This window comes from Pseudobacillus badius (genome assembly GCF_002189605.1).
Lineage (GTDB): Bacteria > Bacillota > Bacilli > Bacillales > Domibacillaceae > Pseudobacillus > Pseudobacillus badius.
This window is the reverse complement of record NZ_MWMM01000002.1, coordinates 120,489-133,171: the sequence shown is the minus strand read 5'-3', so window position 1 is coordinate 133,171 and position 12,683 is coordinate 120,489. Positions and strand designations below refer to the sequence as shown.

14 protein-coding genes are annotated in these 12,683 nt (G+C 42.6%); 8 read left to right on the top strand and 6 right to left on the bottom strand.

Going from position 1 to position 12,683, the window contains the following annotated elements; genetic code table 11:
- Nucleotides 1–432 precede the first annotated feature (432 nt).
- The 4 genes from B1A98_RS03690 to B1A98_RS20870 all read left to right on the top strand — a co-directional run bounded on the left by B1A98_RS03690 (nucleotide 433) and on the right by B1A98_RS20870 (nucleotide 6,286).
- Nucleotides 433–1,194, top strand: a complete 762-nt coding sequence (locus tag B1A98_RS03690) for a CAP domain-containing protein (RefSeq protein WP_063385715.1) — start codon at nucleotides 433–435, stop codon at nucleotides 1,192–1,194.
- A 465-nt stretch (nucleotides 1,195–1,659) separates the two neighbouring features.
- Nucleotides 1,660–3,333: a M4 family metallopeptidase gene (locus B1A98_RS03685; protein WP_063385716.1), complete on the top strand. Its 1,674-nt coding sequence runs from the start codon at nucleotides 1,660–1,662 to the stop codon at nucleotides 3,331–3,333.
- A 236-nt stretch (nucleotides 3,334–3,569) separates the two neighbouring features.
- Complete coding sequence (locus tag B1A98_RS03680) at nucleotides 3,570–4,367, top strand: SDR family oxidoreductase (RefSeq protein WP_063385717.1); 798 nt, start codon at nucleotides 3,570–3,572, stop codon at nucleotides 4,365–4,367.
- A 515-nt stretch (nucleotides 4,368–4,882) separates the two neighbouring features.
- Entirely contained in the window at nucleotides 4,883–6,286 is a 1,404-nt protein-coding gene (locus B1A98_RS20870; RefSeq protein WP_063385719.1) for a M28 family peptidase, read from the top strand.
- Nucleotides 6,287–6,403: 117 nt separating this feature from the next.
- Here the strand turns inward: B1A98_RS20870 and B1A98_RS03665 are convergent, their stop codons facing one another.
- On the bottom strand, nucleotides 6,404–7,780 hold the full coding sequence (locus B1A98_RS03665) for an MATE family efflux transporter (protein ID WP_063385720.1): 1,377 nt from the start codon (nucleotides 7,778–7,780) through the stop codon (nucleotides 6,404–6,406).
- A 151-nt stretch (nucleotides 7,781–7,931) separates the two neighbouring features.
- Nucleotides 7,932–8,489, bottom strand: coding sequence for a GNAT family N-acetyltransferase (locus B1A98_RS03660; protein WP_041096798.1), 558 nt, complete (start codon nucleotides 8,487–8,489; stop codon nucleotides 7,932–7,934).
- A 332-nt stretch (nucleotides 8,490–8,821) separates the two neighbouring features.
- On the opposite strand from B1A98_RS03660, the gene B1A98_RS03655 reads away from it, so the two are divergent.
- A complete protein-coding gene (locus B1A98_RS03655) occupies nucleotides 8,822–9,694 on the top strand; it encodes a patatin-like phospholipase family protein (protein ID WP_063385721.1) in 873 nt (290 codons plus the stop codon).
- 161 nt (nucleotides 9,695–9,855) lie between these two features.
- Nucleotides 9,856–10,533 (top strand): DUF421 domain-containing protein, encoded by a 678-nt coding sequence (locus B1A98_RS03650; protein ID WP_063385722.1) that lies wholly within the window; start codon nucleotides 9,856–9,858, stop codon nucleotides 10,531–10,533.
- 138 nt (nucleotides 10,534–10,671) lie between these two features.
- Here the strand turns inward: B1A98_RS03650 and B1A98_RS03645 are convergent, their stop codons facing one another.
- Nucleotides 10,672–10,881 (bottom strand): cold-inducible protein YdjO-related protein, encoded by a 210-nt coding sequence (locus B1A98_RS03645; RefSeq protein WP_041096792.1) that lies wholly within the window; start codon nucleotides 10,879–10,881, stop codon nucleotides 10,672–10,674.
- 110 nt (nucleotides 10,882–10,991) lie between these two features.
- On the bottom strand, nucleotides 10,992–11,168 hold the full coding sequence (locus tag B1A98_RS03640) for an aspartyl-phosphate phosphatase Spo0E family protein (protein WP_082028120.1): 177 nt from the start codon (nucleotides 11,166–11,168) through the stop codon (nucleotides 10,992–10,994).
- A gap of 246 nt (nucleotides 11,169–11,414) precedes the next feature.
- Here B1A98_RS03640 and B1A98_RS03635 point away from each other — a divergent pair, with 246 nt between their 5' ends.
- Nucleotides 11,415–11,639, top strand: a complete 225-nt coding sequence (locus B1A98_RS03635; protein ID WP_041096790.1) for a hypothetical protein — start codon at nucleotides 11,415–11,417, stop codon at nucleotides 11,637–11,639.
- Between the two features lie 96 nt (nucleotides 11,640–11,735).
- Here B1A98_RS03635 and B1A98_RS03630 read toward each other — a convergent pair whose 3' ends face one another.
- Entirely contained in the window at nucleotides 11,736–11,909 is a 174-nt protein-coding gene (locus B1A98_RS03630) for a hypothetical protein (protein ID WP_041096788.1), read from the bottom strand.
- Between the two features lie 323 nt (nucleotides 11,910–12,232).
- Entirely contained in the window at nucleotides 12,233–12,334 is a 102-nt protein-coding gene (locus B1A98_RS03625) for a YjcZ family sporulation protein (RefSeq protein WP_082028119.1), read from the bottom strand.
- A gap of 167 nt (nucleotides 12,335–12,501) precedes the next feature.
- On the opposite strand from B1A98_RS03625, the gene B1A98_RS20350 reads away from it, so the two are divergent.
- The gene (locus B1A98_RS20350) at nucleotides 12,502–12,669 is read left to right on the top strand and encodes a hypothetical protein (RefSeq protein WP_158286013.1); all 168 of its coding nucleotides are present in this window, start codon (nucleotides 12,502–12,504) and stop codon (nucleotides 12,667–12,669) included.
- Nucleotides 12,670–12,683: the final 14 nt, after the last annotated feature.

Sequence of the window (12,683 nt, the reverse complement as noted above, 5' to 3'; positions counted from 1 at the left end):
TAACTTTTCTCTTCTAATAATAAATCATTTAAATATATTGTAAACAGTGAAAACTTCTTCGTTAAGCGGAAAAGCATGGAAAGAACAGGCGGATCTTCTTTACAAATCAGCAAAAAAAATGTCGGTCTTGTCATCTTATTGTCTTTTTTGAAAAAAACTTCTGAATTCTTCTCTTTTTTTAGAAAAGAAAACGTGCCAATTTCATGAAAGGAAACCACGAGGGTGGAAAATAAGCCGATGAGTTCTTGCTTATGAAACCTATGGAAAACGCCGCTATTTCAAGGATAAAGGCGTTTAATTGTTCCCTGAAGCCGCTCATACTCTCTTAAAAAAAGAGACTGGTTTTTTTGCTATGAATTGCCTCTCTTATTACAAAAAAATCATGTTACGATTTTACTGTCAAAAAAAGAAAAAAGTAGGAGTGAAATTTATATGAATAAAAAAGTAATCGTTTCATTAGCAACATCCGTCGCATTACTTGCTTCTCCATTTGTCAATAAAACAGAAGCCGCTCAAGTTTCACAGCCAACAGTAAAAGTTCAGTGTCAAACAGGACAAGTTGTTGTCCCTAAAGAAGTATCAAAGCAATTAGAACAAGGAACGATCAATTTACAATGGGTATTGAAAAACTATGGCTGGACAGTTCAGAAGCCGGTGCAATCAGCACCATCTGCAAAACCGGCACCAGAAACAAAGCCAGTGCCTGAGACGAAGCCAGCTCCAGAAACAAAACCGGCGCAACCCGCACCATCTACGAAGCCCGCACCGGAAACAACTGCCCCTGCACCAAGCAAGCCGGCACAGCCAACTGCTGGATTGAGTGCATTTGAGCAGCAAGTGGTTGATCTAACAAACAACGAACGCCAAAAAGCAGGATTACCAGCTTTAAAAGCTGACACGCAATTAAGCTCAGTGGCTAGAAAAAAATCAGAAGATATGTTGGCTAAAAACTATTTCTCACATACTAGCCCAACATACGGTTCTCCATTTGATATGATGAAAAAGTTCGGTATTACTTACCGTACAGCAGGAGAGAATATTGCTAAAGGGCAGCGCACACCGGCAGAAGTGGTAAAAGCATGGATGGAAAGCCCGGGACACCGTGCAAATATTTTGAATAAAGATTATACACACATCGGTGTTGGATACGTAGCAAACGGAAACATTTGGACACAAATGTTTATCGGAAAATAAGTAAAAAGAGAATTTGCTGTCGAAAAAAGAGGTTCCAGATAAATTCCGAATCTCTCAAGACTGTAGACAAACTCAATGAAAATTGAAGTTTGTCCGCAGTCTTTTTTAGTTTTATTATGGACAGGGCTGTTGATCTCCATTCCAAATCTTTTGGTTGATCTTAAAGCGATATAAGAGAATAAAAGATGATCAAAATGGCCTCTTTCTTGAAATTTATTGTGATCCAGCTGAACCATACTTGTGTCGGGGAAGAGATGTTCACTAATCGTTCAGTAAAGCAGGAGAAGCTTAATGACTGATACGATAAACTCATAATCTATCTAGTTGTTTAAGAGTCTATTTTCCTTAAAATTACATTAAAGGTAGTTAAATGTATTCAAAAATTTAAAAATAGTATGAATATCGGCAGGAACGTGCTATTATTATTTCTGAACCACGATTCATGTTAACTAGGGAGGAATTTAAGTGAACAAAAAAGTGTTAGCTTTTGGATTGTCGATTGGATTAGCCGCTAGTGCCTTTGCTCCTGCTTCATCTCTTGCAGCACCGAAAAATGTTTTATCCAATTACAAATACAACCAGACAGTTGGATCACCGGAATTTGTTTCAGGCCACCTGACAAAGCCGTCTCAAAAAAGCGCTGAAAGTATTGTTCACGAATATGTAAGCGCTAACAAAGAGAAGTATAAGCTTGGTTCCCAATCACCTAAAGAATCGTTCAAAGTCATGTCCAGCAAGAAGGATAAAGACGGCTCTACTGCTCTTCGGCTGCAGCAAATGTATAATGGGGTTCCTGTTTGGGGATCTACACAAGCTGCAACCGTCACAAATGATGGGGTATTGACTGTTTTCTCTGGAACCGTTACGCCTAATCTTGAAGATAAAAAAGGATTGAAACATGAAGAAAAAGTCAATGCCAACCAATCTATTAAAATTGCTGAGGCAGACCTCGGGTTCGTTCCGGAATATGAGAAAAAGCCAACGTCTGAGCTAGTTGTCTATATGGAAGGCGATGAGGCTACATATGCTTATCTCGTAAACTTAAATTTTCTCTATCCGAAGCCAGGAAACTTTAATTATTTTGTTGAAGCTTCTACTGGAAAAATCTTAAATAAATATAATGACCTTCACGAATCGAATGCTCAGCAAACAGGAAAGAAAGGTCCCGGAAAACCTGGTCCTTCCGCCACTGCAACTGATACAACAGGCACTGGAAAAGGAGTATTAGGAGATACTAAAAGCCTTAACATGATACTGTCAGGCTCTACCTATTATTTGCAGGATCGGACAAGAGGCGGCGGTATATTAACGCATGATGCAGCGAATCGCTCCAGTATTCCAGGTACGCTTTGGTCTAGTGCCGATAACGTATTAACCAGCACTTATGAGGCAGCAGCTGTCGATGCTCACCATTATGCAGCTAAAACCTATGATTATTATAAAGAAAAATTTAACCGCAATTCTTATGATGATCGGGGAGCTGCACTTAAATCGACGGTTCACTATGGCAGCAAATACAACAACGCCTTTTGGAATGGAAGCCAAATGGTGTATGGAGATGGCGACGGGTCGACATTCATCCCGCTATCAGGGGCACTAGATGTTGTAGCGCATGAACTAACACATGCTGTAACGGACAATAGCTCAGATTTAATTTATCAAAATGAATCCGGAGCATTAAATGAAGCGATGTCCGATATTTTTGGCACCCTCGTTGAATTTTATGCTAATAATAACCCTGACTATGAAATCGGAGAAGACATTTATACACCTGGCGTGGCAAACGATGCTTTGCGTTCGATGAGCGATCCGACAAAAAATGGCGATCCAGACCACTACTCTAAGCGTTATACAGGCACAGGAGATAACGGCGGTGTCCATACAAATAGCGGGATTATTAACAAAGCGGCTTACTTGCTGGCAAAAGGCGGCACTCATTATAGCATCACCGTTCCAGGAATCGGCAATGAAAAGGTAGGGAAAATCTACTACCGGGCGAATACGGTCTACTTAACAGCCTCCTCTACGTTCAGCCAAGCCCGTGCGGCATTAGTTCAATCAGCAGCTGATCTATATGGAGCCAGTTCGCCGGAAGTAAATGCTGTAAATAAGTCTTTCGATGCAGTAGGTATTAAATAAGTGTTGATATTTTAAGCAATTAACTGAAGACTGCTGTTAAGTACTCGACGCTTTGCTGTCTGTGTTCCGCCGGGCTTACTTGCTTTTTAGACGATCAGACAGGGGAGCTTGGCTGAGAACGTATCTGCCAATCTTAAGCACCGTATATTCGCGGTGCTTTTTTTGCGGTTATGTTTGCATATTTCAAAGCGGATGATTAGTATAATTTATATAATTACTTTTTTGGAGAGGATGTCATGGGGAGAAAAACGGCACTGATTACAGGCGGTTCAAGAGGAATTGGCAAGTGTACGGCAGCTGTTCTAGCCGAGCGGGGGTATAACATCATTATCAATTACCGCACCAGCAAGACAGAAGCAGAAAAACTGACCGCCGAGCTATCGGAACAATTTGGAGTCGGAGCGATCGCGGTACAAGGTGACATTTCAAAAAAATCGGATTGCGAGGCGCTGATTGGTCAATCAGCTGAATCTTTTGGCGGGGTGGACGTGTTAATTCATAACGCTGGTCCTTACATCTCATTGCGAAAAACAATGGATGAGTATGAATGGGATGAATGGCAGTACATGATTAACGGCAATTTAAACAGCGCTTTTTATTTAACCAAGCTGGCGTTGCCTTATATGCGCGCCGAAAAGTGGGGAAGAGTGATCACCTTTGGCTATGATAGGGTAGAAACGGCACCAGGCTGGATTTACCGCTCCGCCTTTGCGGCTGCCAAAGCCGGTCTCGCTTCTCTTACAAGAACGCTTTCCTTGGAAGAAGCGAAACATGGCATTACCGCTAATATGATTTGTCCAGGTGATATTGCTGAGCGCTGGAAGGAAGAAACTATTGCCAATGCAAGACGCGAGACAAGCTCTCTCGTTCCGGTGGGCCGGCCGGGAACCGGGGAAGATCTCGCCAGGGTTGTCTCTTTTCTCGTTTCTGATGATGCGGACTTTATTACCGGCAGCATGATTCCTGTTACTGGCGGCCAGGACGTTCTCGGAAAAATTTATCGCGCTGATTACGACAATCGGCCGCAGGAATAATTCTATTTAGGCTTCCGCTTATTTTAAGGCTGGAAGGTAAAACGAAGAACTATCTCTGAAAGGACCTGTTAAAGGTCCTTTCAGTTTGTCGGCAAAAGGCAGCCGGAATAATCTTATGGTGACCCCTTTTAAGAGGGAGAAAAGCGGCGCTTTATCATCAAAAAAATCAATGGCTGCCCTCTTTTTGTACCCCCAGTTGATTGGAATGGAAGGCGCAAAGACTCCTGCGGAAATCGAAGCAGCCTCGTCCACAAGAAAAATAAAAAAACTGCGGACAAACTTTAATTTTTATTGGACTGCTTGAGAAAAACTAGTAGGCAAAATTGGCTATTTGTCCAAGCTTTTTCTTAGTTTTACCGCACTATTTAACAAATCTCTCTCTCGCGTCTAGAGGGAAAGTAATTGCTGCTGTCAAACCGCTTTGTTTTTTGTAATACAGTTGACGTTTACTAATCGGATCAAATCCTTGATAATCAACTGGAAGCGTTTCTATTTTGGAGAATAGGAGTGGTTGAATGAGCAAGAAAAAAGCGATGTCTCTTTTATTAACAGCTGGGCTTGTATTCAGTGTTCAAGGCGCTTATGCACAAGGAAAAGAGGGAGTGCCAAATTCACAGGCTGCCGCCGCTTTCGACAACAAGATAATCAAAAAAATTAACTCGGATCATATGTATAATACCGTTGCTTTATTATCAGAACAGCCAAGGGCAGCTGGAACTGATGGAGAATTAAAGGGAGCCATGTACATAAAAGGCCAATTTGAGAAGTATGGCTATCAGACAGAATTGCAGCCCTTCAAATTTTATGATGCGGTAAGAAAGAATGTTAGCGGAACCTTGGAAATCGGGAATCAAAGCTTCCATCCGTATGTGGTTTCTGGTTCCTATAGCGATGAGGTGACGGCTGAAGTCATTCATGTCGGAAAAGCAATCGCCGGCACGGTGCCAGATGCAGTAAGCGGGAAAATTGCCTTAATAGAACGAGGCGATATTTCATTTCTTGAAAAGATTCAAAACGTTCTAAATAAAGGTGCTGTCGGAGTTATTATGTACAATAACTCCGGTACATCCAATACGTTTGGCCAGGCTGGATATGGACAAAACATTCCGGTAGTGGCCATCACAAAGGATCAGGGCTTAACGTTAGTAGAGCAATTAAAAGCCGGCACAAAAACGGCTCATCTGAAGGTGACAGGCTCGGGTATGGAGGAAAAAACCTCTTACAACGTCATTGCCAAAATGAAGCCGCACAAGAACAAGGATACAGGACAGATTGTTATGATTGGTGCTCACCATGACTCTGTTCCAGGCGGACCAGGTGCTAATGATGATGCTTCGGGAGTATCCGCTGTGCTGGAGCTTGCAAGAGTTATGGCGAATATGCCAACCGATACAGAGCTGCGATTCGTTACCTTTGGCGCGGAGGAAAAAGGCTTGCTGGGATCTTACCACTATGCCGGGACGTTAAGTGATGAGGAAGCGGATCGAATGGTCGCACATTTTCAAATGGATATGATCGGCAGCAAGGATGCAGGCGGCGGCCACAAGGCAAATGGATTAATCATGTACACCATTGATGGCAAGAAAAATTTAGTGACAGATCTTGCCGCAGCTGCAGGCGCAAGAACAGCATTAGGCGAAGCGGTTCCGTACGGCCAGTTGGGGCGCAGTGATCATCAGCCATTCCATGAACTTGGCATTCCAGCCGCTTTATTTATTCATTCTCCTCTTGAGCCGTGGTATCATACACCAGCGGATACCATTGATAAAATTGATAAAAACAAACTGCAAGAAACAGCAGAGATTGTGGGTGCCTCCGTCTACCAAATTGTACGGCCGGATACACCTGCCTTGGAGCACTCTCGAGTAGCTCCGGGACCTGTAGATTACGATTTCGAAAACCGTCCGCCTGGTGCATAACCAATAGTAAGTATGTTCAATTGGAAATCTTATGGTTAGAAGGAAAAGAAAAGTCCGGCAGAGAGCTTATGCTCCTCGCCGGACTTTTCTTTTTAAGAAATTTTCTTGGCGGTTCCGTTAAGTAGGCAGCTGATCGACCGGTTCATTAGTATGTGGATGCTTCCGCTGAATCAGGAATAGGCGGGTAGATAGAGTAAGAGCTCCGGCTGTTAAGCCTGAGATCAAACCAATCCAGTAGCCGTACGCTCCAAAGTCTGTTGTATTGGCAAGATAGTAGCCTAACGGCAAGCCAATGACCCAATAGCTGATCATTGTCATAACAAAAGTAGTATTGACATCTTTATATCCGCGCAACGCTCCTTGAACAGGGGCTTGGATAGCATCCGACAGCTGGAATAATGCTGCAAAGAAGAGAAAGTGAGTCGTCAGCTTCAGCACTTCCGGATCTTTTGTATAAAACGAGGCGATTGGCTCCCGGAACAGCATGAGCAGCGTAATGCATAATAAGGCGGAACAAATAGCTGCGCCAACGCCGAGCCAGCTGAAAACCTTGGCATCTTTCAGCCGGGCCGCTCCAACCTCAAAGCCGACAATAATCGTTAAACTCATTGAAATGCTGAGTGGAACCATATAAAGGAGCGAAGCGAAATTAATCGCTACCTGGTGTGCGGCAATTACCTTTGTGCTGTATTCGCTCATCAGCAAGGTGACTGCAGAAAAAATACTTGTTTCAAAGAAAATAGACAGTCCGATCGGGATACCGATAAACAAGATCTCCTTCCATTTAGCCAGCGAAATGGGAGGGAAGGAATGAAAGATTTGATACCGGCTAAACGGCTGTTCCCGATGAATGACGAAGGCGGCAATGATGGTAATCAGCCAGTATGTAATCGCTGATGCATAGCCGGCTCCCACACCGCCAAGGGCCGGGAATCCCCATTTTCCAAAAATAAGGGTATAGTTGAAAAAGATATTTAATGGCAAAGCAATCAATGTAATGACCATTGAAGTTCTAGTCATTCCCAGCGCATCGATAAAGCATCGAAGAACCGTATAGATGAAAACAGGAATGATGCCGAACGATAGGGCAATGACATACTTTTGAGCAATGTCTCTTACATTTTCCTCAAGATGCATCATATTTAAAACCGGACCGAGCGCTGCCCATCCGATAGCAAAAACGATGACGGCCAGCGCGATGGCTGCATAGATGCCTTGCATAACGGTAAAAGGGACTTCTTTCGTTTTTTTGGCGCCTGCCAATTGAGCGACAATAGGAGTAATAGCAAGCAAAATTCCGCTTAGCCCAGTGTAAACCGGCACCCATAGAGAAGAGCCGATGGCAACGCCTGCTAAATCATCAGCAGAGTACCGGCTCGACATCATAATATCGAAAAAATTCATTGAGAACATTCCCAGCTGAGTAATGAGAATAGGGATTAAAATAAATAGGAGCCGTTTGATTTTTTGATTGATTGTAAAAGTCTGTTTCATTTCCCGCCCTCCTTTGTTCTGTATTTGCACATAGAATGAGAGAATTATACCATAAAAGCGATAGGCACTGCCTGATATATATGAAAACCCCTTCAGCGGCCGCTGAAGGGGAAAAGGGAAAGGTGATGCAATTGTTAGGGGACAGCAGAGATCAAGCTTCCAACGCTTGTTCCTCGGCCGCTTCGCTTTGTTGACGCAGCATGTAAAAGGTAAATAAATCCTTGGATACCTCAAACAGATCAAACACTTCCTCCTGTTCATTAATGCGTGAGTAAACGGCAGATCGTGTTTCGTTAGCGAGGATAGCGTAAGGAAGTTTTTCTGCGGCTTTGCGCGAGCGGGTATTGGTTTTGCGAATGCGCATAAATACCGCTTCCATGTCGAGCTCAAAAAACAGCTCGTGGAAAAATGCTTCCTTGGCAGGAGCATTGTATCCTTTTCCGTGGAATGGCTTGCCGAGCCAGGTGCCCAAAAAGCCGCACTGGTCTTCAATGTCATATAAATTAATTGTGCCGATTGGGTTGCCCCATTCATCAGTAATCGTACGGGAAATTAATTCTCCGCGCTCTTCTGCTTCAATCGTTTGTTTCGTTACAAACACAAATTCCTCATAAGAATGCGCTTTTTGGCGCACAAAAGGGAAGACTTCCGGATGCGTCATCAAGTCGAATAATACATGACTTTCGTGTACATCGCGCTTCTTCAACATGTAAATCCCTCCATATGAGGGCACTCCGGTCCTGTAGTGTCCGAATCCACCCTCGAAATTTTTCATAGCATTCACAAAAAATTTCGGGGTGGGAATCGAACCCACTAGAACCAGCTGCAGAAGCTGGTGGCGCACCATTTGCCTTCCCTAATACTCATCAAATTGTTTTAAATCTAGATCTATCATACAAAAAAAAATTCTATTTGAAAATAGATTTTTTTCCTGTTTTTATAAAATTTTTTTCTTATTGAATAGAGTCGTTTCTTCAGGCAAATCAGGCGTTTTACAGAAAAGAGTTTGATACAATATAGTATGAAAAGGAGTGGGTGAACATGCACACAAAGACAGGACTTGTTCTCGAAGGCGGTGGAATGAGAGGCGTTTATACAGCAGGTGTCCTTGACTTTTTTCTCGAAAATAAGATCGAATTTCCGTATGTGATCGGCGTTTCGGCCGGTGCCTGCAATGCAGCGTCTTATATTTCAAAACAATGGGGGAGAAATAAGCGGGTCAACATCGGTTTTGTTCGTGATCCCAATTATATTTCACTGCGAAATTTCTTTAAAAAGGGTGAATTATTTGGCATGGATTATGTCTTTGATGTGATCCCTAATCAAATTGTGCCGTTTGATTATGATGAATTCACACAAAGCGAGACCGAGTTTGTGATTGGCACAACAGATTGCCAGACGGGGAAGCCTATTTATTTTAGCAGAAAAGAATACAAGGAGGATTTGTTAACTCCTATCCGGGCATCAAGCTCACTTCCATTAGCTGCGCCGATTGTTTCCTTTCAAGGGCACGAACTCCTTGATGGCGGCATGAGCGATCCGGTTCCGGTGAAAAAGGCAGAACAGGACGGCTGCAGCCGCAATGTGATTGTGCTTACACAGCATGAAGGATATCAGAAGAAGCCCGCCCGTTCTAACTTTATGATCAAGCGTAAATATGCCGCTTATCCGGAAGTAATAAAGACGCTTGAAAACAGATGGATACACTATAATCAAACCCTAGCGTATATTGAGCAGTTACAAAAAGATAAGAAGGCGTTCGTTATTCGTCCGACGCAGCCCCTTGAAATCAGCCGCATTGAACGCAACCCGCGAAAGCTGACGAAAGCATATGATTTAGGCTGGCAAAATGCGTCTGACCTATTTGCGGAACTGAGTGAATGGCTTGGTGAAAGCCAAACTGTACATCGTTAATAAACATAGTCAGGCAATGACTATCTTGCAAAGAGCGAATCCATGTAAGGGTTCGCTCTTTGTTCTGCAAGCATGGCTGCTCTGCATTCAAGGATTTGCAAAAGGACAAATGGGGAATGAGATAGTAGGACAAGTCTAGATCGATGCAAGGAGGGACGCTTATGTATCTGGATATCACGTTAAAAATCGTTGTCGGATTAGTCACGTTGCTGCTTGTCATCCGGCTGCTTGGCAAAAAAGAGCTGTCCCAGATGACTCCATTTGATCTAATTTACCTCATTTTACTGGGCAGTTTTTTAGAGGAGGCTATGTTTGATCAAAAAATCTCCATTCTTCAAGTTTTGTATGCTGTAGCTCTATGGGGAATGCTAATTTACTTCATAGAAAAAATGGTGATGAAATCAGAATGGCTAAAAAAATTACTCAAAGGAGAAGCATCTGATTTAGTCGTTAACGGCAAGGTAAGCATCAGAGAGTTAAAGAAAAACCACATGGAAATGGAACAGTTGCGAACGTTGCTTCGCAGCCAAGGGTATTTTTCGCTGCATGATGTGGAGCAGGCTACGTTAGAAACGAATGGAACGTTAAGTGTATTGCCGAAAGCAGAAGGGGCTCCAGTGACACCTGCCATGCTGAATATCACGGCTTCCGAAAATCAGCCGACGTATTTGCTGATCGATGAAGGAAAAGTGGATGGTGATGAACTGAAAAGAGCAGGGAAGAGTAAAGAGTGGCTCCTATCAGAATTAAAAAAAGAAGGGATTGTCTGCGCGGATAGTATTTTCTATGCAGAATGGTCAGGAAACAAGGGGTTTTACATCGTGCCCTATAAAGAATAGAGAAAGACGAATCAGGCTGTTGATCAACGTTAACTTTCTTTATCAGGATTTACCCCTGAAAAGATGAACGTGTTTTTCATCAGCCTGATCATTGTAAAAAATATTAGCTTGATTTGTACTCCAATAAACAGTCTCCGGTTACTCTTTATTATGTAGGCTGTTATTTTTTAAAGGATGAGTGTGCCTGATGCCGCTTGCCATTAGACTGCCGCAAAATGGACAGTTAGGTGTTTCAACAGCAGCAAAAGCTTTGCGCATCCAGCCATTGCAGTTTTCAGACGTACACTCCCACGTCTGGATATCTTCATTTGGCAAAGGCTCTTCCCGTCTGTTATTATAATAAGCCATTTTGTCACTCCTTAGTTTCTTTTTCGCTCCTCTCTCATTATCTCACAATTCTTTATTTTTTCCTAAAGTTCTTTTTAAGTATGTCGCTAATAAGAGTGAAACAGACCCCATCAATTACTGGCGACTTTCACCAGAGATTGATATTTATAAATTAGCTTGTCCAATTCTTCGCTGTATTGAATCGTCTCGAAGTGATGAAGCCCCTTTGACATTCCGACTTTGATCATCATTTTTCGTTTCGAATTAATTTCTGCTGTTAAATCATTAAACATTTCCTGTTTCTCCATTTCTAAACTCTCCCGAACAAATAATTTTTTGCGAAGAAGACACAACATTACATATTATGGCCGCTTCTCTTCACTTTAGAAAGACATTCGACAAAACTTCTAACAATGTTACATAATGAACCATTCTTTTTTGTTCTTTGTCTGCATATGCATGAAGAAAAGAAGTAGTCAAGAAGAGAAACTTTTTAGAAGGAATTTACATAGGTACAAAGAATTTGTATAGTAAGTGAATAAGGAGGCGGAAGAATGGCGGATTTATTCAGTTCGTTTGAAGAAGTAAAAACCAGTGATCAGTTGCTCAATCTGTTGAACGGGGATTGGAAGTTTGTTTGGCTGGAGGACGAACAGAGAGAAATCAAAGTAAATCTCCATGGCTGGAAAAATTATGCCTGCTATGAATTTACCCATACACAGCGCTACGGAATCTGCCCGATTGAACACTTGTGGGAATTTGTGAAAGTAACCAGTTAAGCATTTGAAATAAATTGATCTTTTGAACCTTTTTCCATTTAAGGAAAAAGGTTTTTGTTTATCAGGCAGACGCAGACAAGGCGTCTGCCTGAGTAATTACTGACGGTGCTGGATTAAATCGATGGAGCCTAAGACAATGTGGGCTAGGCCAAATCCAAAAACCGTATTGGCAATCATTTTATTCGAGCCCCGTTTTTGCTTTAGAGCATATCCAGCAGCTGTAACAGCCGTACCTAAAGCAGTTGGAATTAAGCCTTCACGAATCTCCATATATATTTCCCCCTATCGAATCCAGCGTAGTTTATTCTTTTTCACCGTAGGCAGCAAGAAGATCGGCTCGTCAGGCGATGTCCGAGAGTGCTGCCTATATGCTTAATTTGACTTAAATTAAAAAAATATATCCAAGCAAATGATGGCACAAAAAGCGTTGGCGAACGACGAATGAGGAGGGAAAGACGGGGAAAGATATAAGCGCAGGAAAAAAGAAAACCAGACAGCAATTTGTCTGGTTTTAAGCGATGCAAGAAAGGACAAAGGCAAGGCTGCAATGAGAAGGGGATAGCTAACTGCAGCCGGCTCCTAAAAAGAACAAATTAGTAGCCGTAACCTAAGTAAGATGCACCGATAATGATTAAGAGGATGAACAACACAACGATTAACGCGAAACCGCCGCCGTATCCGCCGCCGTAACCCATAGTTTTCCACCTCCTTGTAGAGGAATTACTACATCATATGAAAAAATGCTGTAAGTGATTGGACGGTCGCGCGGAATGGAAAAAATAATAAAAAAGTCACTTTTAGCGGCAGCTTTATCAAAGTACAGAGCCGGACTATTCGCATATAGAAAGGGGGAAACAGCAAGATGGAACGTGGAAAGCAGGAAGAATATAGAACCCAAGTTGAATATAGCAATCTGGATCAGAGAAGAACACTGACAGGACCTAAGGATGCGGACAAGGGAAATTATCCGAGACGGCCTCAGCATGTATCTATTCAGGCGCAGGCAGCTGATCAGCCATCGGAGGAATAAGATAAAAGCTCGGA